We start from the raw sequence: 21179 nt of genomic DNA on the forward strand, positions 1-21179 counted from the left end.
GGGCCCCCACGCCGGCGCCAAGATCACCGGAAGTGATCCTGCCCGTTACCTTGCGTGACGACCACGCCCCGTTCGGGGCGTACAGGGGTGCGCCCGCGCATTGGCGGGGCGCATGACGAAGAGCCGGCTCGCCGGCCTGGATCAGCTCGCCGTCAGCGCGGCGATCTCGCGGGCCGCCTCGCGCGCCGTGCGGCCGACGCCGATCAGGGTCGCGGAGGCGGGGCCGGTCCAGTCGCCGTAGCCGAGCAGGTGCAGGCGCGGTTCGTCGCGGGCCCGGGTGCCCACCGTGGGGATGCGTCCCCGCGTGTCGCGCAGGCCGAGCGGCGCCAGGTGGGAGAGGGCGGGGCGGAAGCCCGTGCACCAGATGATCGCGTCCGCGTCGGCGGTCATGCCGTCGGCCCACGCCACCCCGGTCGGCGTCAGGCGGTCGAACATCGGCTGCGCCTTCAGCAGACCGGCGTCCCGTGCCTCCCGTACGGGCGGTACGGCCACGATGTCGCCGAGGGACGCGACGCCTCCCGTGTCGGCGCGGCCCTCGTCGAGGGCGCGGCGCCGGGCCGTGGCGACGTCGAAGAGGACGCGGCCGTCGACGTCGTCCGGCAGGAAGCGGGGTTCGCGCGGGGTGACCCACGTCAGGTCGGCGAGGGGCGCGAGGTCGGCGGCGATCTGGGCGCCGGAGTTGCCCCCGCCGACCACGATCACCCGTCGGCCCGCGAAGTCGGCGGCGCTTGCGTACTCCACCGTGTGGAGCTGACGGCCACGGAATACGTCCCGGCCGGGGACGGCGGGCAGGAAGGGCCGCGACCAGGTGCCGGTCGCGCTGACGACGGCGCGGGCCCGCCACGTGCCGGTGCCGGTCTCGACCCGCAGGTACGGCCCGTCCCGGTGGACGCCCTCCACCCGTACGGGCCGGTGCACCGGCAGGCCGTAGCGGCGCTCGTACTCCTCCAGGTACGCGACGACGTGAGCTGCGTCCGGATACGTCCCGCCCTCCTGCGGCGGCATCATCCGGCCGGGGAGCGAGGAGTACGCGGCCGGGGAGAACAGCCGCAGGGAGTCCCAGGCGTGCTGCCAGGCGCCGCCCGGGGCCGCCTGGGCGTCGAGGACGACGAAGTCCGGGCCGCCCAGGCGGCGCAGGTGGTACGCGGGAGCCCCGCCTGGCCGCCGCCGATCACCACCACGTCCACGGTGGCGGTCACGCGGCCGCCGCGAACTTCCGCCGCCAGGCCAGCGACACGTGGACGAGCGCGACCAGCACCGGGACCTCGATGAGCGGGCCGACCACACCCGACAGGGCCTGGCCGGACGTCACGCCGAAGGTGGCGATGGCGACGGCGATGGCCAGCTCGAAGTTGTTGCCGGCCGCCGTGAAGGCGAGCGTCGCGGTCCGGTCGTAGCCCAGGCCGATGGCCTTGCCGAGCGCGAAGGTCCCGAACCACATCACGGCGAAGTAGACCAGCAGCGGGATCGCGATACGGGCCACGTCCAGCGGCTGCGAGGTGATCGTCCTGCCCTGGAGGGCGAAGAGGACCACGATCGTGAACAGCAGGCCGTACAGCGCCCAGGGGCCGATCTTCGGCAGGAAGCGCGACTCGTACGACTCGCGGCCCAGCTTGCCCTCGCCGATCCGGCGCGTCAGGAAGCCCGCCAGCAGCGGCACGCCCAGGAAGATGCCGACGTTCAGGGCGATCTTCCCCATGGAGATGTCGAGTTGCTCGCCCGTGCCGAGGCCCAGCCAGCCCGGCAGCAGGTCCAGGTAGAACCAGCCCAGCAGGCCGAAGGCGAGGACCTGGAAGACGGAGTTCAGGGCGACCAGCACGGCCGCGGCCTCGCGGTCGCCGCAGGCGAGGTCGTTCCAGATGATCACCATGGCGATGCAGCGGGCAAGGCCCACGATGATCAGGCCCGTGCGGTACTCCGGCAGGTCGGGCAGGAAGATCCAGGCCAGGGCGAACATCACGGCCGGGCCGAGGACCCAGTTGACGACGAGCGAGGAGACCATGAGCCTCTTGTCGCCCGTGACGGCGTCGAGCCTGTCGTAGCGGACCTTCGCCAGCACCGGATACATCATGATCAGCAGGCCGATGGCGATCGGCAGCGATATGCCGCCGATCTCGACGGCGGCGAGTGCGTCGTTCAGGCCGGGCACCGCGCGGCCGAGGCCGAGCCCGAGGGCCATGGCGAGCAGGATCCACACGGCCAGGAAGCGGTCGAGCGTGGAGAGTTTCGCGACGACGGATGCTTCCTCGGTGGTCGCGGGGGCTGCGGTACAGGTCATGGACAGGCCCTCTTGTTGTCGGCGGCGGTACGAGCGGTGGCGGCCAGCTCGGCGAACCGGTCGGCGAGTCGGGCGATGACGTCGGGGCGGAGCTTGTAGTAGGTGAAGCGGCCGCACGGCTCGGTCTCCACGACCCCGGCCTCGCGCAGCACCCTCAGGTGGTTGGACAGGTTCGTCTGGCGGGCGCCGGTCTCCTCCACCAGGTGGGTGGTGCAGAGGGTCTCCCGGGCGAGCAGAGTGACGATCCGGAGCCTGAGGGGGTCGGCCAGGACCCGGATCAGTTCAGTGTCGACTGACGTCATCATGGACTGATACTGTCACATCACTGGTGGCTGACTCCACTGGCTACTGATGTGAAGACGCGAAGAGAGACCTCGATGTCCGACAAGCCCTCGGTGCTGTTCGTCTGTGTCCACAACGCCGGCCGCTCCCAGATGGCCGCCGCGTGGCTGGCCCACCTGGCCGGCGACCGCGTCGAGGTCCGCTCGGCCGGCTCCGCCCCCGCCGAGCACGTCAACCCGGCCGCGGTCGAGGCCATGCGCGAGGTCGGCATCGACATGTCCGCCGAGACCCCGAAGATCCTCACCGTCGACGCGGTCAGGGCGTCCGACGTGTGCATCACCATGGGCTGCGGCGACACCTGCCCCGTCTTCCCGGGCAAGCGCTACCTGGACTGGAAGCTCGACGACCCGGCCGGCCGGGGCGTCGACGCCGTACGACCCATCCGCGACGAGATCAGGAAGCTCGTCGAAGGACTCATCGAAGAGATCGCCCCGGAGGCTGCGAAGTGACCGTCGAGAACGAGATCCGCAACGTCATCGTCGTCGGATCGGGCCCCGCCGGCTACACGGCGGCGCTCTACACGGCACGCGCCTCGCTGAAGCCGCTGGTCTTCGAGGGGTCCGTGACCGCAGGCGGCGCGCTGATCCAGACCACCGAGGTCGAGAACTTCCCCGGGTTCCGCGACGGCATCATGGGCCCGGAGCTCATGGACAACATGCGGGCCCAGGCGGAGCGCTTCGGTGCCGAGCTGATCCCCGACGACATCGTGGCCGTCGACCTCAGCGAGGACATCAAGACGGTCACCGACACCGCGGGCACCGTCCACCGCGCCAGGGCCGTGATCGTCGCGACCGGCTCACAGCACCGCAAGCTGGGCCTGGACCACGAGGACGAGCTGTCCGGCCGGGGCGTCTCGTACTGCGCCACCTGCGACGGCTTCTTCTTCCGCGACCACGACATCGTGGTCGTCGGCGGCGGCGACACCGCGATGGAGGAGGCGACCTTCCTCTCCCGCTTCGCCAAGTCGGTCACCGTCGTCCACCGCCGGGACAGCCTGCGCGCCTCCAAGGCCATGCAGGAGCGCGCCTTCGCCGACCCGAAGATCACCTTCGCCTGGAACAGCGAGGTCGCCGCGATCCACGCCGAGGACGGCAGGCTGGCCGGCCTCACCCTGCGCGACACCGTGACCGGCGAGACCTCCGAACTGGCCGCCACGGGACTGTTCGTGGCCATCGGCCACGACCCGCGCAGCGAGCTGGTCAAGGGTCAGCTGGACCTGGACGACGACGGGTACCTGAAGGTCGCCTCGCCCTCCACCCGTACGAACGTCCCTGGCGTCTTCGGCGCGGGCGACGTCGTCGACCACACCTACCGCCAGGCCGTCACCGCCGCCGGCAGCGGCTGCGCCGCCGCACTCGACGCGGAACGCTACCTCGCGGCGCTCTGACGCTCTGCCAGAGGCCCCGCCCCTGAGGCTCGGTGGGGCGTGCGCGGTCGACATGCGCGCGGTGCGGCCGCTCGTACCGCCGGTGATCCGTGTCAGGCACAGGCCCGGCAGGGCGGCACGGGGCCTCGACCGGTCCCCCGTTCCGGTCGAGGCCATGGACGTACGCGGGCCGGGCACCGGTCAGCAGCCGCCCGAGGAGGGGACGCCGCCGATCTGCAGCGTGGCCGGGGCTCCGCAGCAGCCGCCGCCCTGCCCGGCGTCGGCCGCCGGCTGGTCGAACAGCCCCGCTCCGCCGCACACGCCCGTCTCGGGCAGGGTGAGTTCGACGCGGTCCGCCGACTCCGTGTCGCCCGCGATGGCGGCGACGACCGAGCGGACCTGCTCGTAGCCGGTCAGGGCGAGGAAGGTCGGCGCACGGCCGTAGGACTTCATGCCGACGAGGTAGACGCCCGGCTCCGGGTGGGACAGCTCGCGGTGGCCGTGCGCGTAGACCGTGCCGCAGGAGTGGACGTTCGGGTCGATCAGCGGGGCCAGGGCGACGGGGGCCTGGAGGCGCTCGTCGAGGGCGAGGCGGAGTTCGGAGAGGAAGGAGAGGTCGGGGCGGAAGCCCGTCAGGACGATCACCTCGTCGACCGGGTCGAGACGGCGTCCGTCCTCGGCGACGAGCACCAGGCGCTCGCCGTCGGGGGTCCGTTCGACGGCCTCCGTACGGAAACCCGTCACGGCCGTCGCGTGGCCGTCCTCGACGGCCGCCTTGGCCGCGAGCCCCAGCGCGCCGCGTGCCGGGAGCTGGTCGGCCTCGCCTCCGCCGAACGTGGTGCCGCTGAGGCCGCGGCGCAGGATCCACAGGGTGTGGGTGCTCTCTCCGTCGGTGTCCTCCGCGAGCGCCGCCAGTTGCGCGAGCGCGGTGAACGCCGACGCGCCCGAGCCGACGACCGCGACGCGCCTTCCCGCGTAACGGGCGCGTACGGCCGGGTCCTCGAGGTCCGGGACGCGGTAGGCGATCCGGTCCGCCGCGGCACGCTCCCCGAGCGCGGGCAGGCCGCTCGCCCCGGCCGGGCCCGGCGTCGCCCACGTGCCGGAGGCGTCGATCACCGCCCGCGCCAGGACCCGCTCCTCCCGGCCGCCCTCCACCGTGAACTGCACGACGAGCGGCTGGGCCTCCCGGTCCGCGTCCACGACCCGGTCCCGTCCGGCGCGCGAGACGCCGGTGACGGTGGCGCCGTAGCGGACACGGTCGCCGAGCGCGTCCGCGAGGGGCCGGAGGTACTCCCGCACCCAGTCGCCGCCCGTCGGGTACGCGGTCGGGTCCGGCCGCGTCCACCCCGTCGGGGCGAGCAGCTTCTCGGCGGCGGTGTCGACGAGTTCGGCCCAGGTGGAGAAGAGCCGGACGTGCGCCCATTCCCGGACGGCCGCACCCGCCACCGGCCCGGCCTCCAGGACGAGCAGCCGAAGTCCCCGGTCCCCGAGGTGCGCCGCGGCGGCGAGGCCCGCGGGGCCGGCTCCGATGACGACGACGGGCAGTTCGGCGGTATCGGTCACGGCGACCCCCTGATGAGCACTGATTCGACGAACGTCAATGTCTTGCCGATCAGGGTGGCACCCACTTCGACACCCGTCAACATAGACAGTCATCGAATCAGTGCTTCGACGTGTGTCAACATAGACATATGTCGAATGTGAAGGCGCTGCCCCTGCTGGACACCGGGACCGACGGTTCCGTGGCTCCTTGCTGCCCGCCCCTCACAGAGCGCCCCATGACGGCCGCCGAGGCCGAGACGGCCGCGAAGATGTTCAAGGCCCTCGGCGACCCGGTCCGGCTGCGGCTGTTCTCCGCCGTCGCCTCGCACGAGGGCGGCGAGGCGTGCGTGTGCGACATCTCCGACGTCGGCGTCTCGCAGCCGACGGTCTCCCACCACCTGAAGAAGCTGAAGGAGGCCGGCCTGCTCACCTCCGAGCGCCGCGGCACCTGGGTCTTCTACCGGGTCGAGCCGTCCGTGCTCACCGCTATGGGCCTGATCCTCAGGACGCCATGACGGCCATGACGGCTGTCATGGCGACGGTCGCGCTCAGCCGGTGGGCAAAGAGGTGCGGAGGTCCGTGATTTCGTAGCCCCGGGTGCGGATCGCGGTGATCAGCCGGGGCAGCGCCTCGGCGTCCAGGACCTCCGGGGTGGCGTTCGGGGAGCCCACGTGCATCTGGATGATCGCGCCCGGTTTCAGGACGTCGAGGGCGCGCTGGACGGCCTTGTCGGCGGTCATGCCGCCCGCGGTGCCGAGGTAGCCGTTGGTGTCGGTGGTCCACTCGACGACGGCGAAGCCCAGCGCGTTGACCTCGTCGATCTGGCCGGGGGTGGTGTCGCCGTACGGGAAGCGGAAGAACGGCAGCGGTTCGGTCCCGGAGGCCCGGCGGATGGCCGTGTCGGCGCGTGTGACCTCCCGGGCCCTCTCCTCGCGGGTGATCTCGCCGAAGTGGGGGTGGGTGTGGGAGTGGTTGCCGAGGCCGTGCCCCGCCGCGGCGATCCTGCGTGCGGCGGCCGGATGGCGTTCGGCGAAGTCGCCGGTGAGGAAGAAGGTCGCCGGGGCGTTCTCGCGGCGCAGGACCGTGAGGACGGTGTCGAGCGCCTCCTCGTTCCAGGCGGCGTTGAAGGTGAGGGCGACGACGCGGTCGGACGTGGGGATCTCCCGTACGGCCGTGCCGTACAGCTGCTCCACGGGTTCGGGGCCGGCGCCCCGCCCGGAGGCGGGCGCACCGGCGAGTGCGAGGAGGGCCGACGCGGCGGCCACGGCGGTCAGCAGTCTCCGTACCACCGCGCGGCGCGGGTGAAGAGCGACGTTCATGCGCCGAGAAGCTATCGGCGGCCCGTCCCCGCGCGGGTCAACGCCACGCGGGGACGGGCCGGTACGTCAGGCGGACAGCTGTCCCTTGCCCGCGGCCAGGGGCCATTCGCGGTGCAGGGTGCCCAGCGGGATGCGCTTCTGGAGCAGCGGCGTACCGAAGACGGAGAGCTGCAGCTGGAGGTTCCCGCTCAGGTCGAAGCCGCCGTGGAGCGCCCAGGAGCCGGTCACGGTCGCCGCGCCCGACGACGACGCGGTCGCCTTCACCTCGCCCTCGGCGCGGAGGTACGGCGCGAAGTCGGCCGTCACGCCGACCATGCCGTACAGGCCGACCGACGCCTCGGCGCCGAGGGCGGTCCGCGCCCGGCCGGCCGCCGTCACCGTCGCCGTCACCGGGGTGCTCTTCACGTCGGACGTACTGACCGGGGCCCAGCCCTTGCCGGGCGTGTAGCCGCCGCCGACGCGGAAGTCGCCCTTCACGTCCTGCCGTACGTCGAGGGTGATCCGGCCGTCGGCCTCGACCTGGAGGTACACGGTGAGGTCCAGGTTCACCACGACGGGCACGGGCCCTACCTGGATGACGGGGTCGGCGTGCAGCTTGGCGAGGGGGATGCGCTGCGACGTCCGGGCGGCCGCGCGGCCCTTCACCGCCCACTCGGCGGACCACTCGCCGCTCATGCCGAGGAACGCCGATCCGGGACCGGGCCTGCCGGCCTGGCCGTGGGCGCTGCCGTCGTACGAGAACTCCACCTGGGGGGCCAGCTGGACGTGGCCGGACACGGACGCGGCGGCCGAGACCGGGGCGTCGGCGGCGGTCTCCAGCGACGTGCCGACGTCGAGGCGCAGCCGGCCGGCGGGGACCTGCGCGCCGTTGGGCCCGAAGCGGACGCCGTCGGGCTTGGCCCAGGAGAACTTCACGCCCTTCACGAGGGGCTCGACGTCGACCGTGGACGGGTCGACGGGTATCTCGCCGTCGGCCTTGTCGTCGGCGAGCAGCGCGCCGAGCGTGGCCGGCTTGGTGGCGACCTCCGTGCCCTTGTCCGTCGTGCGTACGACCTTCGTGACCTCGACGAGCAGGCCTTCCGGAGCGCCGGGCGCGGGGGCGCTGGCGATGATGTCGCCCGTCCTGACCGGGGCCCCGGCGGCGGCGGCGGTGGGCTGCGCGGCGGAGGGCTCGGCGGTCGATGGTTCCGGCGACGGCCGCCGTGAGGGGTCCTGCGGCGTGGATATGACGGCGCGTCGGGTCCGTGAGTCGTACTCGGCGACCTTCAGGGTGCTCTTCCGGGTGTCGGTGCCGCCCTCGGTGGCCGGGCGGGCCACGGCCGTGGGCGTGTCCCGGGGTGCCGGTGCCACCTCCAGGCGTTCGCTTTCCCGGGCCTCGGCGGCCGGGGTGACCGCCGGGGCGGTGGGGGCGGTCGCGGCTCCGGCGGGGGGCGTTCCGGCGGGGGCGGAGGTGGAGCATCCGCTCGCCACCAGCGCGAGCGGGATCAGGGTGGGAACCAGGAGTCTCCTGGTGAGTGTGCGCACGGGGGTGTCCTCCGGCGAGGCAAGGAATGAGGGGGGTGGCGTGCCGTCACCGCACTGGTCTTACTCGCCGGTAACGACGCCCTGATCATGACACGGCCCATCGGCCCAGCGGACCGCAGTTGAGGGGGAGTTGAGGATTCCGGCGCGCGCCGGGTCCGGCTCCCCGGGCGGCAACCCTTTCCCGGTGCGGCGACGGTACGGGGTCGGTGGCGGGCGGCGGCAACGCTGATCGGCAGCAGATGCGCTGGTCCTCCCGCGGGAACCGGGATGGACGCCGTGGCAGGGCCGAGCGCTCGCCGCGCCCCACCCCTGCCACGGCGGATCGGGGCCCTATGGGAGCCGGGCCGCGGCGACGGGAGTGACGGGCGTCAGGGTGCCCAGGCGCCGTTCGACCGCGGCCGCGGCCTCCAGGCACAGGTCCTCCCGGTACATCCCTCCGATGAGCTGCACGCCCTGCGGCAGCCCACCGGCCACGCCGACGGGCAGCGCCACGCTCGGCGCGCCGACGAAGGTGCTCGCCCTGCACAGCCGTACCGCCCCCATGGTGCGGGCGTTGTCCTCGGGGCTCGCGTGCATGGTGCCGGGGAAGGGCGGCAGATCCGTCGAGACGGGCCCCAGCAGCAGCGGGAACTCCTCGAAGAAGCGGGCCCAGTCGCGCCGGATGCCCATCCGGACCCCGGTGAGCCGCACGTACGTGGCGAGGTCGACGGGCGGATGGTCCCGCAGGGTGTACTCGACGTGCCGCCGGCTCTCCTCCGTGAGCAGCCCGCCGACCGTCGGCCACGTCAGGGCGAACTCGGTGAAGATCAGCCCGCAGTAGGCGTCCACGGCCTCGTCCAGCCGGGGCACCCGCGCCTCCTCCACCGCGTAACCGGCGTCCTCCAGCGCCGCGGCCGCCGCCTCGACGCCCGCCCGGACGTCCGGGTGGACGCCGTGCCCGCCGGGGTCGGCGACGACGGCGACCCGGACCGGACCGGGCACCGGCGGTCCGTCCAGCGGCACCGGCACCGCGCGCGGATCCTGCGGGTCGGGGCCCGCGAGGACCTCGTACACCAGGCGCAGATCGGCGACCGTACGGGCGAGCGGCCCGTCCACGGGGAACAGCTGGGAGGACAGCCCGGGGTCGTCCGGACCGATGCGGTGGTCCATCGGGAACCTGCCGTGGCTGGGCCGCAGCGCGGCCACGCCGTTGAACGCGGCGGGCACGGCCAGCGAGCCGCCCGAGTCGTTGCCGAGCCCGAGCGGCGCCATGCCCGTGGCCACCGCGACCCCGTCGCCGCCGCTGGTCCCGCCGGGCGTGCGGGCGGGGTCCCAGGGGTTGCGGGTGGCGCCGTACAGGGTGCTGGTGGTGTGCATGCCGGCGATGGTCAGGTCGGGCAGGTTCGTACGGCCCACGGGGACGGCCCCGGCGCGGCGCAGTCTCCGTACGGGCGGGGCGTCCGCCGCGGGCACGAAGTCGCGGAAGTGCGGGACGCCGAAGGTGGTCGCCGAGCCGGCGACGTGGATGTTCTCCTTCACCGTGAACGGCACACCCGCCAGCGCGCCGAGCGGTTCTCCCGCGGCACGGCGCCGGTCGACGTCCCGCGCCGCCTCGCGGGCGCTGTCGGCGAGGAGCGTGGTGATCGCGTTCACCTCCGGGTTCGTCTCCGCGATGCGCTCCAGGTGGGACGCCGTGACCTCCTGAGCGCTCACCTCCCCGCGGGCCGTCGCCTCCGCCAGCGCCGACGCGCTCCACCGCCACAGTTCCCCGTCCACGAGCCGCTCCTCCCCGCCCGGTCCGCCCGGGCGTCTGCCGATGCCTTGCTGATACGATCATGTATATGGATACAGAGCTGTATCCGAATGCGCCATCGACTTTCCGCGTAACCGGCAGGAGGCAGGGACGGGTATGGGGCCGAAGCGCCTGACACGCGAGGAGAGCCGGCAGCGGACCAAGGACCGCCTCCTGGCCGCGGCGGCCGAGCTGTTCGCCGAGCGCGGTGTCACCGGGACGTCCATCGAGCAGATCGCCGAGCGGGCCGGGTACACGCGGGGCGCGTTCTACGGGAACTTCGCCGACAAGCACGAGGTCGTACGGGAACTGCTCCTCCAACGCACCCGCACCGAGATGCGCGAAGTGGAGGAACTGAGCCGCGAGGCCCAGTCGTTCGGCGACCTGCTGGACCTCCTCCGCGCGTGGAACCGGGCCCGCGCCCAGCACCTCACGCCCTGGCTCTCGCTGCGCCTGGAACTCCTCCTGCACGCCCTGCGCACCCCGCAGCTCCGCCCGGACCTCGCCGATCGCGAACTCCTGGCCCGCGACGCCATCGGCGACGGCATCCGCCGGGAACTGGCACGCCGGAACGTCCGCCCCCCGGCCGACCCCGCGTTCCTCGCCCTCGTCGTCCACTCCCTGGAGGACGGCCTGCTGATCCAACACCTCCTGCGCCCCGAAGAGATCAGCGGTGACGTCGTCGTCGACGCCGTCGAGCTCCTCCTCGACTCCTGGGCCGCACTCGGCGCCGCGACGCCCGGCCCTAATTCGGTGGCGGGGCCGTGAGGGCGTCGTTACGCTGACCGGCACCCCACCCGCACCGATGTCGGGCCACCCCGCCCGAGCCCTGGAGAGAGTGTTCTATGACCCGGACCGCGCCGAGCGCGCCTCGTCGTACCGCGTAACGTCCGTCTCCACCGCCGTCGAGGCCGCTCGGCCTGCTCTTGCTGTCGTCTCTCTTCTCTCAGCAAGGAGCTCCCCGGGTGTCCAAGCCCCACACGCACCACCACGCCCTGAAGATCGACACCTTCACCTGTGCATGGTGCGGTCTCACCGTCTCCACGTTCGCCGCCGACGGAACGCGGCGCAACCACTGTCCGTCGTGCCTGCACTCCCAGCACGTCCTCGACCACGTCGAGGGCGGGCCCAGCGAGTGCCGCGGCCGGATGACGCCCATCTCCATCGCCGTGCTGCGCACCGGTGACTGGATGGTCATCCACCGCTGCGTACGCTGCGACGAGCTGACGTCGAACCCGGTCTGCCCGGACGACAACCAGCTCATCCTGATGCGCATGGCCGTACGGCCCCTGGCGCAACCGCCTTTCCCCCTCGAAGCGTTCGGCAGCCTCTGACCGGCCGACGAGGGAGGGAGACGACCGTGCCACGCCGCAAACCCCCGGCCCGGCGCCCGCAGCGGCACAAGGACGTGCTGCACCGTCAGGGCCGGCACCGCGCCCATGACTTCCGGTGCGTGGGCTGCCGGCTCGACGTACCGCTGGAAGCCCCGGGCACCGCCCACCGCAACCACTGCCCGCACTGCCTGGTGAGCCTGCACGTCGACCGGCGCGTGCCGGGCGACCGTGCCGCCTCGTGCCGCGGGCGCATGGAGGCGCTGAGCATGTCCGTACGGCCCGACGGCGAATGGATGATCATCCATCACTGTCTGGCCTGCGGGGAGCTGAGCGCCAACCGCATCGCCGGCGACGACAACGCCCTGGTGCTGATACGCCTCGCGCTCAAGCCCCTCCAGGGGCTGACGGACGCGGGGCACCGCACCCTGCTCGCCCTCTGAGCGGGGACGCGGACCGCCGGAGGGGCGCCATGCCCCTCCGGCGGCGGTCTTCCGGCCGCGTCCCGGCCGCTCGACGCGGCCGGGACGACCGTGGTGGGTCAGCGCGGCCAGGCGCAGTGGACGTGGCGGCTGTGGCCCGCGTTGCCCGGGCCGAGGACCTCCGTCGCGCCGAGCTTCCGGCACGCCGCCATCAGGCCCTGGTGCGGGGCGCCGTCGCCGACGTGGCGGCCGTTGATGTAGTTGATGTCGATGGCGAGACCGGCGTAGTGCTTGGAGTTCGTGCTGTGGTCGCCGCCGACGAGCTCGGAGACCGAGACCTTGTAGCCGTACTGCGTGCGCAGCTTCAGCAGTCCGTTCAGCATGCGGACGTCGAGCGCGACCCGGCGGTTGGGCTTGTCGCTCCAGGGGCTGGTGAGGGCGCCCTTGCCGTTCGCCGTGTCGATGATGTTCTGCCGCGCGGTGGAACCGGCGTGCGTGCCGCCGGGGTGCACGGTGGCCAGGGTGATGCCGCCGGTGTTCAGGATCTGCCGGGCGAGGGCGGCGCGGTTCCCGGCGGGCGCGCCGGTGCTCGCGCCGAGGAGCGCGGACCAGGTCCGCGCGCCAACGACACCGTCGACGGCGAGGCCCTTGGCCTTCTGGAAGGCCTTGACCTTCGTCGTGACGGCCGCGCTGAACGCGCCGTCCACGGCGACGGCCTGGCCGCGCGCCTTCAGCAGCGTCTGCAGGGCCTTCACCGCCGGCCCGCTCGCGCCCTCCCGCAGCGTCGGGACCAGCTTGCTCCACGTGGCGGGGCCGACGATGCCGTCGGCGGTCAGGCGCTGGGCCCGCTGGTACGCCTTGACGGCGTTGGTGGTGGCCGGGCCGAACGCCCCGTCCACGGTGAGGGCGTGGCCGCGCGCCACGAGCAGGTGCTGCAGCGCGGTGACCTCCGCGCCCCGGGCTCCGGCCTTGAGCGTCGGCCAGGCGACCTCCGCCGTCTGCGCCCGGACGACGGATACGGGGGTGGTGCCGGGGGCCGCGGTGGCCGCGGGTCCGGAGGCCAGGCCCGTACCGGTGACCGCGGCCAGGGCGAGGACCGCGACGGCCAAGCGGGAGGTGGTCGGGCGTGCGGTGACCGGGCGTGCGCTGTTCGAGGACATGCGGACTCCTTGTCCGGAATAGGGATGGGTACGGCATGGGTGGGGCGGCGGCGCCGGACGGTCAGCCGTCCGATCCGGCGCAGGCGGGAGCGGTCCCCGTGAAAGGGCATGGACTGAGGGGGGTTCGGTCCGCTCCGGCGGCCGCGGCATCACTCTGCACGACGGCGCACGGCGTGATCCAGCGTTCGCCGCACACCGTCTGATGCATCCATGCACGCCGTCCCATGCACGCCGCTGACCTGCTGTGATGTACGGGACGCAGGCGGCGGCGCGCCGGCTCGGCGGCCGCTCAGCGGCGGCTCGGAGCCGTACTGGGCGCTGCGGGCACCGTGGCGCAGACCTCACCGCGCGGGGTGCGGGCACACGCCTTGGCGTCGTCGGGGTTCAGCGCCTCCACCATCGTGCTGTGCGCGTCGTGGCCCCACTGCTGGGTGTAGTGGCGGGAGCGGCCCGCGTTGTTGGTGACCCGTACGACGTCGCCCTGCGAGGTGCCGCTCATCTTGGCCCAGGCGGCCTGGCACGTCGGGCTGAACCGCAGCTCGACGAGGATGCCGTGGTCGCGGCCCGTGTAGTAGGTGGCCGCGTCCTGGCGGCACACGGCGTACTTCGGGTCGATGCCGAAGCACGACTCGCCCCGGCACTCCGCCGTGGACGGCGTGGGGCCCGCGGGCGGGGCGGACGGCGTGGGCGACGCCGAACGGGACGGGGACTGTCCCCTGGCCGACCTGTCGTCCCCCGCGAGCGTCACGGCGGCGGTCAGCCCGGAGGCCCCGACGACGGCCGCCGCGGCGACGGCGATCCACGGCCACTTCGGCCGGGAGGGGGCGGCGGGCGCCTCCGCCGGCGGGGCGGGGTGGGGGCGAAGGACGGTGTGGAGGACGGGCTCGGGTGCGGGCGCGGGAGCCGGGGCGGACGCGACTGTCGGCACGTGCGCCGAAGCCGCGGCGGGCTCCGGGGCCGCAGCGCCCTCCGGGCCCTGAGCAGCCGTGACGACCGTCGCGGCCGGAGCCGCCGGAGCCGCCGTCGCGGCCGAAGCCGCCGTCGCCGCCGCGTGCAGTTCGAGCGCGGCGGCGAGTTCCTCCGCCTTCCGCCCCAGCACCTCGTGCATCGCGCGGATCACGTCCGGCCGGGCGAGGGTCGGGCGGCTGCGGTGCAGATAGCGGGACAGCATCTCCTGACTGGTCCTCACCCCCCGCTCGGTGATCCGCCGGGCCAGCGCCTCCTGCGTGACCTTGCCCGGGTCCTCCTCCCACCAGCTCCGCAACAGCCGCGCCAGCCGCTGTTTCGCCGCCTGCGCGGGTTCGTGACCTTCGACGCCCATTGATGCGCTCCCCCTGAGTGCCCCTGCATAGGCCCAGGCCAACGGCCCTGCATGGGACGACATCTGTGCATGAATCAGCTGACCGCCGGAAAGTCTAGGGCCCGCCCGCCACGTCGGTGCATGGTTGAGCCATCCCCCCACTCCGGTCGTCCGACCGCCTCTCATCCATGCCTTTCCACGTCCTGCGAAGGAGACCCGACTGTGCCCAGGCACTCACGCGGCCGTCACGCACTGCGCCTCACCGCGGCCGCCCTCACCACCGCCTCGCTCATGGGCGGAGCCCTGCTGACCGGCGCGGACACGAGCGTCGCCGCGTCCCCGGACACGTACAAGGTGAAGGGCGTCGACACGAGCCACCACAACCACGACGCGACGGGGAAGCCCATCGACTGGAAGCGCGTCGCGCAGGGGAACGCGTTCGCGTTCCTGAAGGCGACGCAGGGCACCGGCTACCAGGACCCGTGGTTCGCACGGGACTTCAAGGCCGTGTCCGGTACGTCGCTGCTGAGGGCGCCGTACCACTTCTTCGACCCGAAGAGCACCCGGGACGGCGCCGCCCAGGCCGACCACTTCATCCGCACCGCCCGCGCCGCCGGCTACACCGGCACCAAGGCCGGGGAGCTGCCGCCGGTGCTGGACGTGGAGAGCGTGTGGGTGAACAAGAAGGAGGTGTGCCCGAAGGCGCTGCGCGCCGACCAGCTCACCGTGTTCCTGCAGCGCGTGAAGGCGGCGTTCAAGGTGACGCCCATCGTCTACACGCGGGCGTCGTTCGTGACCGGCTGCATGGGCGGCAAGGGCCAGGTGTTCAAGGGCTACCCGCTGTGGCTCGCCCGGTACGGGAGCGGCGCGAAGGAGCCGCAGGACGTGCCGGGGGCCGGGGCGTGGACGTTCTGGCAGTACACGGAGTCGGAGCGGATCCCGGGCCTGCCCGGCAAGAACGGCACGGTGGGCGCCGGTGACCGCAACGTCTACCGGGGCAGCCTGGCCCAGCTGCGCGCCATGGCCAACCTGGGCGGCGCCCCGCTGCCGCAGCCGGGGACCTCGTGGCCCACCGTCAAGGCGGGCCACAAGGGCGTGGACGTGGCCACGGTCCAGCTGCTGCTGACGGCCCAGGGGCACGCCACCGACGCCGACGGGGTCTTCGGCACGGGCACGGAGGCGAAGGTGAAGGCCTTCCAGAAGGCCAAGGGCCTCACCGCCGACGGCATCGTGGGACCCGCCACCTGGACCGAGCTCGTCGTCACCCTCAAGACCGGCGCCAAGGGCCCCGCCGTCACCGCCCTCCAGCGCCAGCTCACCGACAACGGCCACGCCCTGACCGCCGACGGCGTCTACGGCCCCGGCACCGAGGCGAAGGTGAAGGCCTTCCAGAAGGCCAAGGGCCTCACCGCCGACGGCATCGCCGGCCCGGCGACGTGGGCCAAGCTCGTCGCCCACTGACCCCCGACGGCACACGGGCCTTCTCTCCCACGCGGGGGAGAAGGCCCGTCCTTGTGGTCGACGAACCCGCCGCCGACCCCGGCCATCCCGGCCCCACGAACCTCGAACGAGCGCCGCGGGTACAGCGGTTCGCCGCAGCTGGAGCGGTCGCGTACAGCACGAGCAAGGTGGACCTCGCGCTCGGCGGGAGTCGGGCATGCCGGGCTTCCCGGCACCGCCGGAGTCGTACGCCGGGGCGGGCGTCGTCGGCTTCGCCGCCCGCGCCGCCGGTGTCGCCCCCTCGCTGGGTGCTCCGCCGCCCGAGGCGGCACCGGCGGTGGGCGCCGTCCGGGTCACGGGCTGGGCGGTCGCAACAGTCGGCGCGATGCGCCGCCCCTCCCCCTGACCCCGCGCTTCCTCAGAGCGTGGCGCAGCCCACCGAGAGCGGGATACGGGCCGACCAGCGGCCGGAGAGCACGTCGTACGCCTGGGCGTGGCCGTTCACCGGGCGGCCGTACCGGGAGCAGTCGGTCAGCGTGGTCTTCTTGCCGAAGCTGCCGCCCGCGAAGCCGGCGTGCCGGGTGGCGGTGACCGTGCCGGACCACAGGACGCGGTGGTCGCTGTCGCGGCGGATGTAGAGGCGGACCTGGCCGAAGTTGTAGTGGTCGCCGTTCAGCCGGATGCGCGGGATGTCGTCGTCGCTCCTGCCGGTGCAGACGTCGCCGTCGCAGCGCCGCTCCGGGTACCAGCGGGACTTCCACAGCCGGGCCGACACCCGCCGGTCGTCCGCCTGGGCGTTGTCCCGGCGGGCCTGGTCGCGCACGCGCGGCTCGACGCACACCACGTCGCCGGGGTACGCCTCGCGCCACACGTAGCCGACGGCGCAGGCGTAGGGGCCGTAGCCGTTCGTGCCGGGGGCGCGACGGGCGGCGGCCTGGGCGTTGTCGCTACGGGCCTGGTCGCGGACGCGCGGCTCGACACAGACGTGGTCGGTGCGGCGGGCCTCGCGCCACACGTACCCCTCGCGGCAGGTGTCCGGCCCGTAGTCGCCGGCCAGCGACACGATGCCGGAGCCCGCGCTGCCGCTCGGCGCGGGCGCGGGCGCCTCGGCCGCGGCGGCGCCGCTGCCGCCGGAGGGCGTGGACGTGGACGTGGGAGCGGGTGTGGCGGGCTGCGCGGTACAGGCCGTGCCCGTCGCCGCGACGAGGCCGGCCAGGACGACGACGGCGATACGGATTCCGTTGGGACGCATCAGTTCCCCCCTTGGGGCCGCCGGCCGCATTCCCCCATGAAGCGGCCGTGCACGGGACTGGACGCGGCCCGTGCCGCACCGGTTCCCGAATCACTTCCTGACGGGACTCGCTCAAGGCGGGTACATGTGGCGCGCCGCGCCCTGGAGTTCTTTTTGGGAAATCCGGTGCACCCGGGAAACCTGTGCTACCTTGGTTTGAGTTGCAGTTGTGGTACCCATGAACCTTGTGTGCGCCTGACGGTATGTGACCTTCAGGCGCATTTTTGTTTTTCCGGACTCTCCGGGTGGGGTCATTTCGGCGACCGGGATTCCGCATGGTGCGAAAATCCCTCACAGCCCCATGAACGGAGAAAATCATGGCTACTGGAACCGTGAAGTGGTTCAACTCGGAAAAGGGCTTCGGCTTCATCCAGCAGGACGGCGGCGGCGCCGACGTCTTCGCGCACTACTCGAACATCGCCACCCAGGGCTTCCGTGAGCTCCAGGAGGGCCAGCGCGTCTCCTTCGAGGTCACGCAGGGCCAGAAGGGCCCGCAGGCCGAGAACATCGTTCCCGCCTGACGCACGACGCCTGCTTGACGCACGGCATCCGGAAGGGCCCGCACCGCACGGTGCGGGCCCTTCCGCTTTGTCCGGTGAGGAGTAGCCTGACCGTACCGAGAGCCTTTCGCGCATTGCGACCGTGCGGTGCCGTTTTCGGTGAGGGACGGAACGGGCCGCGCCAGGCGCGCCCGGGACGGGACGTGCGGAATGCCGGCGCCATCACCCGAGGAATCGCACACGTACCGGATGCCGCCCGCCCGGCTGTCCGTCACGCCGGACATCAGTCACGGCCCGCTGGACGGCGCCTGGTGGCCGCGGTGCAACGTCCTGGAGATCGAGCTTCCCGCCCTCGCCGCCGTCCTCGACCCCCGCTACGGGACGGTCACGCGCGTCACCGTGGGCGACGCCGACTGGCCGGAGGCGCCCGGCACGGTGATGGCACCCGGCCACGAGATCGAGGTCGTACGGTCCGGCACCGCGGCCGGCGCCCATACGGTGACGCTGGTCTCGGAGACCATGGGCCGCTGGGAGTTCCTGGTCATCCCGCCGGACGAGCCCGCCGGGACGGCCGCCCGCCTGCTGGCCGCGGCCGCCGACCCGTGGAACCCGCTCACCCCCGAGGCCATGCTCGCGCTGGCCGACGCGGACCTCGTCGAGGAGATCGAACGGGAGGCCCGGCGCGGCCACCGGCAAGGACAGTGGCACCCGGACCGGCCGGAGGCGCGCTGAAGCCCCCGCGGGCGCGTGACGCGTACGGGGCGCGGCGCGGGGCACTCGGGGCGCGGAGGAGGGATCCCCGCCGTACGGAGGAGGTCCGCATGTCGGCCGAGCACCCCTTGCCACCGGTGGGCCATGCCGACGTCCGGGTCGTCGCGGCGACCCCCGAGGTCGCCCGGAGGGTCGTGGAGGTCCTGCGCCGCTGCTTCGCGGCGACGGAACAGCGCAGCTACCCGGCCGGCGCCGAAGGCGCCACCCGCCTCCACCTGAGCGTGGACACCACCCGTACGGCGGGTCCCGCGCGGTCGTGGCTGGCGGCGAGCGAGCCGTCCTTCGACGAACGGCCCCAGGCGGACGAGCTCTGACCGGCGGACGGCCACGCCTTACGGTGTCGTCGACCGGTCCGTACCGCCGCCACGCCAGGGGGAGCACAGCATGTCCATCGACGTCGTTCCGCTGACCGACGCGCACGCCGAGCAGGTCCTGGCGATCTACCAGGCCGGTATCGACGAGGGGAACGCCACCTTCGAGACCGCCGCGCCGACGTGGGAGCGGTTCGACGCCACGAAGCCGCCGGAGTACCGGTTCGCCGCCGTCGACGCGAGCGGCGGGGACGTGCTCGGCTGGGTCGCCGCGTCGAAGGTGTCCGACCGCTGCGCGTACGCCGGGGTCGTCGAGCACTCCGTCTACGTCCACCCCGGCGCCCGGGGCCGCGGCATCGCGTCCACGCTGCTCGGGGCGCTCACCGCGGCCACGGACGCGGCGGGCGTGTGGACCGTCCAGTCCGGGATCTTCCCCGAGAACACGGCCAGCCTGGCCGTGCACCGGCGCGCCGGGTTCCGGGTCGTCGGGACGCGGGAGCGGCTCGGCCGCCACCACGGGGTCTGGCGCGACGTCGTCCTGGTGGAGCGCCGCAGCCCGGTCGTGCGGTGACGCGGGGCGTGCGGCTCGGCCCCTGACCGCGGGAGCGCGGCTCAGCCCCTGACCATGCCGGCCCGTTCGAGGGCCGACGCCAGCTGGCCCATGGACGGGGCTCCTTCGGCGTGTCCGTCGGCGGCGCGGTAGACGCGGCACGCCACGCCCGTGGGCGCGTCGCGCGGGGCGAAGGGGTCCAGGCCGTCGACGAGCAGCGTCGGCGAGCCGTGCATGCCGAGCCGCGCGGCCTCCGCCTCGGTCGTCACCACGCGGACCGGGACCTCCCTGGCCCCTTCCGGGAGCACCTGGGCCAGCCGGCCGAGCAGCAAGGAGAGGTGCGGGCAGTCGGGTACGGCGAGTACGCGCAGTTCCATGGCGGCCTCCTCGGCACGGGGTGCCGTGCCCCACCGTCCACGGTAGGCCGACCACGCGGCCCGGGCATCACGCCCGGCACCCCCGCTCCCCGTCCCCCGACGCGCGGGGCCGGTCATGGCGGCGTCTCCGGCCAGGCGGCCGGCGGGGTGCGCAGGGCGAGGACCGCCATGTCGTCGTGGCCGTCGCTGGGGTGCCGGTCGCACAGGGTCCGGCACAGCTCGTCGAGGGGCAGGTGCGCGTGGGCAGCGGCCAGCTCCGCGAGGGCGTCGAGGCCGGTGTCGATGGGGAGGGCGGGGTGTTCGACCAGCCCGTCCGTGAAGAGCAGCATGATCGTTTCGGGCGGCAGTGGACGGGTGTGGTCGGGGCGCGGGTGGTGCGGGTCGACGCCGAGGGGCAGGCCGGGTTCGGCGTGCAGGTACTCGGGGTCGCGGCCGGGCGCCAGGAGGAGCGGCGGCATGTGGCCGGCGGTGCTCCAGTGGAGGATCCAGCCGTGGTCCCCGGGCTCGATGCGGGCCAGGCAGGCCGTGGTGACGGGGGTGTCGGTGATGGCGTGCAGGGTGCGGTCGAGGCGGGTGAGCACCGCGCTGGGCGGCGTCCGCCGGTCGTACAGCAGGGCGCGCAGCATGTTGCGGGTCTGGGCCATGGCGGCCGCGGCGTGCAGGTCGTGGCCGACGACGTCCCCGATGACGGCCCCGCAGGCGTGGTCGGGCAGCAGGATCGCGTCGTACCAGTCGCCGCCGACCTGGGCGGGGCGGGTGGCGGGCTCGTAGATCGCGGCGCCCGCGTACGGGTAGAGGTCGGGCAGCCTCGGCAGGAGCAGCCGCTGGAACTGTTCCGCGCCGGCGCGTACCTGCTCGAAGAGACGCGCGTTCTCGATGGCGACGCCGGCCGCGCCCGCGAGGGCGACGACGATGTCCTGGTCGTGCTCGTCGAAGGGCCGCCCGTCGGCGCGGTCGGCGAGGTACAGGTCGCCGTAGATCTCGCCGCGGACGCTGATCGCGACGCCGAGGAGCGCGCGCATGGGCGGGTGGCCGGGCGGGAAGCCGGCGGAGTGCGGGTGCGCCTGGATGTTCGCGACGCGCAGCGGCTGGGGGTGGTGGATGAGGGTGCCCAGCAGGCCGCGCCCGTGCGGCAGCTCGACCCCGGCGAGGTCGGCGCGCTCCCGGTCGGTGAGCCCGACGGTGATGAACTCGTCCAGCTCGGTGCGGTCCTCGTTCAGCACGCCGAGGGCGCCGTAGCGGGCGTGGACGAGGTCCATGGCGGTGCTGACGATCCGGTTGAGGACGACGGGCAGCTCCAGCTCGCTGCTGATGGCCATGACGGCCTCCAGGAGCCCCTGGAGCCGGTCCCTGGCCCTCGCCAGCTCGTGCAGCTGCCGGGCGACGTCGGTGAGGTCGGTGTCCGCGGGGGGACCCCCGTCCGTGAGCGGAGTCCTCGCCTGTGCGTCGTCGTGGTGCATGGCCTTCCCCGTCCGTCGGCCCCCGGCCCCCGGCCCCCCGTCCGACTATCCGCCGCCGTGGTGATCAAACCTGTGCCGTCCGGTGGCATGAGCCCGGCGCGGGTGGGCACCCGGCATCCCCGGG

At 73.5% G+C, this 21179-nt stretch carries 23 protein-coding genes and 1 pseudogene; 12 read left to right on the forward strand and 12 right to left on the reverse strand.

Features of this window, described 5'->3' with window-relative positions:
- Positions 1-141: 141 nt before the first annotated feature.
- From ABEB09_RS15010 to ABEB09_RS15020, 3 genes and pseudogenes are all read right to left on the reverse strand, one after another.
- Positions 142-1199: pseudogene (locus tag ABEB09_RS15010) on the reverse strand (ArsO family NAD(P)H-dependent flavin-containing monooxygenase).
- Positions 1196-2278, reverse strand: a complete 1083-nt coding sequence (arsB, locus tag ABEB09_RS15015) for an ACR3 family arsenite efflux transporter (protein ID WP_345690409.1) — start codon at positions 2276-2278, stop codon at positions 1196-1198. The pseudogene ABEB09_RS15010 and the gene arsB overlap by 4 nt, the downstream one beginning before the upstream one ends.
- Entirely contained in the window at positions 2275-2583 is a 309-nt protein-coding gene (locus ABEB09_RS15020) for an ArsR/SmtB family transcription factor (RefSeq protein WP_345690410.1), read from the reverse strand. Before ABEB09_RS15020 ends, arsB begins: the two co-directional genes overlap by 4 nt.
- Positions 2584-2655: 72 nt before the next feature.
- On the opposite strand from ABEB09_RS15020, the gene ABEB09_RS15025 reads away from it, so the two are divergent.
- Complete coding sequence (locus tag ABEB09_RS15025) at positions 2656-3069, forward strand: arsenate reductase ArsC (protein ID WP_345690411.1); 414 nt, start codon at positions 2656-2658, stop codon at positions 3067-3069.
- Entirely contained in the window at positions 3066-4007 is a 942-nt protein-coding gene (gene trxB / locus ABEB09_RS15030; protein ID WP_345690412.1) for a thioredoxin-disulfide reductase, read from the forward strand. The genes ABEB09_RS15025 and trxB overlap by 4 nt, the downstream gene beginning before the upstream one ends.
- 180 nt (positions 4008-4187) lie before the next feature.
- Here trxB and ABEB09_RS15035 read toward each other — a convergent pair whose 3' ends face one another.
- Complete coding sequence (locus ABEB09_RS15035; RefSeq protein WP_345690413.1) at positions 4188-5549, reverse strand: NAD(P)-binding domain-containing protein; 1362 nt, start codon at positions 5547-5549, stop codon at positions 4188-4190.
- A 128-nt stretch (positions 5550-5677) separates the two neighbouring features.
- Here ABEB09_RS15035 and ABEB09_RS15040 point away from each other — a divergent pair, with 128 nt between their 5' ends.
- Positions 5678-6043 (forward strand): ArsR/SmtB family transcription factor, encoded by a 366-nt coding sequence (locus ABEB09_RS15040; RefSeq protein WP_345690414.1) that lies wholly within the window; start codon positions 5678-5680, stop codon positions 6041-6043.
- Positions 6044-6076: 33 nt separating this feature from the next.
- On the opposite strand, the gene ABEB09_RS15045 is transcribed toward ABEB09_RS15040, so the two are convergent.
- The 3 genes from ABEB09_RS15045 to ABEB09_RS15055 form a co-directional block, all read right to left on the reverse strand.
- Complete coding sequence (locus ABEB09_RS15045; RefSeq protein WP_345690415.1) at positions 6077-6847, reverse strand: polysaccharide deacetylase family protein; 771 nt, start codon at positions 6845-6847, stop codon at positions 6077-6079.
- A 66-nt stretch (positions 6848-6913) separates the two neighbouring features.
- The gene (locus ABEB09_RS15050; protein WP_345690416.1) at positions 6914-8371 is read right to left on the reverse strand and encodes a hypothetical protein; all 1458 of its coding nucleotides are present in this window, start codon (positions 8369-8371) and stop codon (positions 6914-6916) included.
- A gap of 330 nt (positions 8372-8701) precedes the next feature.
- The gene (locus ABEB09_RS15055) at positions 8702-10126 is read right to left on the reverse strand and encodes an amidase (protein WP_345690417.1); all 1425 of its coding nucleotides are present in this window, start codon (positions 10124-10126) and stop codon (positions 8702-8704) included.
- A gap of 133 nt (positions 10127-10259) precedes the next feature.
- On the opposite strand from ABEB09_RS15055, the gene ABEB09_RS15060 reads away from it, so the two are divergent.
- From ABEB09_RS15060 to ABEB09_RS15070, 3 genes are all read left to right on the forward strand, one after another.
- A complete protein-coding gene (locus ABEB09_RS15060; protein WP_345690418.1) occupies positions 10260-10910 on the forward strand; it encodes a TetR/AcrR family transcriptional regulator in 651 nt (216 codons plus the stop codon).
- 197 nt (positions 10911-11107) lie between these two features.
- On the forward strand, positions 11108-11476 hold the full coding sequence (locus ABEB09_RS15065; protein ID WP_345690419.1) for an RNHCP domain-containing protein: 369 nt from the start codon (positions 11108-11110) through the stop codon (positions 11474-11476).
- Positions 11477-11502: 26 nt separating this feature from the next.
- On the forward strand, positions 11503-11916 hold the full coding sequence (locus ABEB09_RS15070) for an RNHCP domain-containing protein (protein WP_345690420.1): 414 nt from the start codon (positions 11503-11505) through the stop codon (positions 11914-11916).
- A 98-nt stretch (positions 11917-12014) separates the two neighbouring features.
- Here the strand turns inward: ABEB09_RS15070 and ABEB09_RS15075 are convergent, their stop codons facing one another.
- Both ABEB09_RS15075 and ABEB09_RS15080 read right to left on the reverse strand, forming a co-directional pair.
- The gene (locus ABEB09_RS15075) at positions 12015-13055 is read right to left on the reverse strand and encodes a peptidoglycan-binding domain-containing protein (protein WP_345690421.1); all 1041 of its coding nucleotides are present in this window, start codon (positions 13053-13055) and stop codon (positions 12015-12017) included.
- Positions 13056-13344: 289 nt separating this feature from the next.
- On the reverse strand, positions 13345-14376 hold the full coding sequence (locus ABEB09_RS15080) for a DUF2690 domain-containing protein (protein WP_345690422.1): 1032 nt from the start codon (positions 14374-14376) through the stop codon (positions 13345-13347).
- 201 nt (positions 14377-14577) lie between these two features.
- Between ABEB09_RS15080 and ABEB09_RS15085 the strand changes: the two genes are divergently transcribed.
- Together ABEB09_RS15085 and ABEB09_RS15090 are read left to right on the forward strand one after the other, a co-directional pair.
- Positions 14578-15816, forward strand: coding sequence for a GH25 family lysozyme (locus ABEB09_RS15085; protein WP_345690423.1), 1239 nt, complete (start codon positions 14578-14580; stop codon positions 15814-15816).
- Positions 15817-16012: 196 nt separating this feature from the next.
- Complete coding sequence (locus ABEB09_RS15090) at positions 16013-16201, forward strand: hypothetical protein (protein WP_345690424.1); 189 nt, start codon at positions 16013-16015, stop codon at positions 16199-16201.
- A 12-nt stretch (positions 16202-16213) separates the two neighbouring features.
- Here the strand turns inward: ABEB09_RS15090 and ABEB09_RS15095 are convergent, their stop codons facing one another.
- Positions 16214-17047, reverse strand: a complete 834-nt coding sequence (locus ABEB09_RS15095) for a hypothetical protein (RefSeq protein WP_345690425.1) — start codon at positions 17045-17047, stop codon at positions 16214-16216.
- Positions 17048-17403: 356 nt separating this feature from the next.
- Between ABEB09_RS15095 and ABEB09_RS15100 the strand changes: the two genes are divergently transcribed.
- From ABEB09_RS15100 to ABEB09_RS15115, 4 genes are all read left to right on the forward strand, one after another.
- Positions 17404-17607, forward strand: a complete 204-nt coding sequence (locus ABEB09_RS15100) for a cold-shock protein (protein ID WP_345690426.1) — start codon at positions 17404-17406, stop codon at positions 17605-17607.
- Between the two features lie 189 nt (positions 17608-17796).
- Positions 17797-18318: a DUF5994 family protein gene (locus ABEB09_RS15105; protein WP_345690427.1), complete on the forward strand. Its 522-nt coding sequence runs from the start codon at positions 17797-17799 to the stop codon at positions 18316-18318.
- A gap of 89 nt (positions 18319-18407) precedes the next feature.
- A complete protein-coding gene (locus ABEB09_RS15110; RefSeq protein WP_345690428.1) occupies positions 18408-18671 on the forward strand; it encodes a hypothetical protein in 264 nt (87 codons plus the stop codon).
- Between the two features lie 70 nt (positions 18672-18741).
- Complete coding sequence (locus ABEB09_RS15115; protein ID WP_345690429.1) at positions 18742-19239, forward strand: GNAT family N-acetyltransferase; 498 nt, start codon at positions 18742-18744, stop codon at positions 19237-19239.
- A 41-nt stretch (positions 19240-19280) separates the two neighbouring features.
- On the opposite strand, the gene ABEB09_RS15120 is transcribed toward ABEB09_RS15115, so the two are convergent.
- The gene (locus ABEB09_RS15120; RefSeq protein ID WP_345690430.1) at positions 19281-19595 is read right to left on the reverse strand and encodes a thioredoxin family protein; all 315 of its coding nucleotides are present in this window, start codon (positions 19593-19595) and stop codon (positions 19281-19283) included.
- A gap of 113 nt (positions 19596-19708) precedes the next feature.
- Positions 19709-21055: a PP2C family protein-serine/threonine phosphatase gene (locus tag ABEB09_RS15125; protein ID WP_345690431.1), complete on the reverse strand. Its 1347-nt coding sequence runs from the start codon at positions 21053-21055 to the stop codon at positions 19709-19711.
- Positions 21056-21179: the final 124 nt, after the last annotated feature.

It is taken from the genome of Streptomyces coeruleoprunus (genome assembly GCF_039542925.1).
Taxonomy (GTDB): domain Bacteria; phylum Actinomycetota; class Actinomycetes; order Streptomycetales; family Streptomycetaceae; genus Streptomyces; species Streptomyces coeruleoprunus.

What these genes read in the sequence shown, in the direction of transcription:
- ABEB09_RS15115 (WP_345690429.1), top strand. Translation starts at nt 18,742, where the DNA reads ATGTCCATCGACGTCGTTCCGCTGACCGACGCGCACGCCGAGCAGGTC.
- ABEB09_RS15100 (WP_345690426.1), top strand. Translation starts at nt 17,404, where the DNA reads ATGGCTACTGGAACCGTGAAGTGGTTCAACTCGGAAAAGGGCTTCGGC.
- ABEB09_RS15075 (WP_345690421.1), bottom strand. Translation starts at nt 13,055, where the DNA reads ATGTCCTCGAACAGCGCACGCCCGGTCACCGCACGCCCGACCACCTCC.
- ABEB09_RS15020 (WP_345690410.1), bottom strand. Translation starts at nt 2,583, where the DNA reads ATGATGACGTCAGTCGACACTGAACTGATCCGGGTCCTGGCCGACCCC.
- ABEB09_RS15110 (WP_345690428.1), top strand. Translation starts at nt 18,408, where the DNA reads ATGTCGGCCGAGCACCCCTTGCCACCGGTGGGCCATGCCGACGTCCGG.
- ABEB09_RS15125 (WP_345690431.1), bottom strand. Translation starts at nt 21,055, where the DNA reads ATGCACCACGACGACGCACAGGCGAGGACTCCGCTCACGGACGGGGGT.
- ABEB09_RS15105 (WP_345690427.1), top strand. Translation starts at nt 17,797, where the DNA reads ATGCCGGCGCCATCACCCGAGGAATCGCACACGTACCGGATGCCGCCC.
- ABEB09_RS15080 (WP_345690422.1), bottom strand. Translation starts at nt 14,376, where the DNA reads ATGGGCGTCGAAGGTCACGAACCCGCGCAGGCGGCGAAACAGCGGCTG.
- ABEB09_RS15045 (WP_345690415.1), bottom strand. Translation starts at nt 6,847, where the DNA reads ATGAACGTCGCTCTTCACCCGCGCCGCGCGGTGGTACGGAGACTGCTG.
- ABEB09_RS15025 (WP_345690411.1), top strand. Translation starts at nt 2,656, where the DNA reads ATGTCCGACAAGCCCTCGGTGCTGTTCGTCTGTGTCCACAACGCCGGC.
- arsB (WP_345690409.1), bottom strand. Translation starts at nt 2,278, where the DNA reads ATGACCTGTACCGCAGCCCCCGCGACCACCGAGGAAGCATCCGTCGTC.
- ABEB09_RS15095 (WP_345690425.1), bottom strand. Translation starts at nt 17,047, where the DNA reads ATGCGTCCCAACGGAATCCGTATCGCCGTCGTCGTCCTGGCCGGCCTC.
- ABEB09_RS15120 (WP_345690430.1), bottom strand. Translation starts at nt 19,595, where the DNA reads ATGGAACTGCGCGTACTCGCCGTACCCGACTGCCCGCACCTCTCCTTG.
- ABEB09_RS15040 (WP_345690414.1), top strand. Translation starts at nt 5,678, where the DNA reads ATGTCGAATGTGAAGGCGCTGCCCCTGCTGGACACCGGGACCGACGGT.
- ABEB09_RS15090 (WP_345690424.1), top strand. Translation starts at nt 16,013, where the DNA reads ATGCCGGGCTTCCCGGCACCGCCGGAGTCGTACGCCGGGGCGGGCGTC.
- ABEB09_RS15060 (WP_345690418.1), top strand. Translation starts at nt 10,260, where the DNA reads ATGGGGCCGAAGCGCCTGACACGCGAGGAGAGCCGGCAGCGGACCAAG.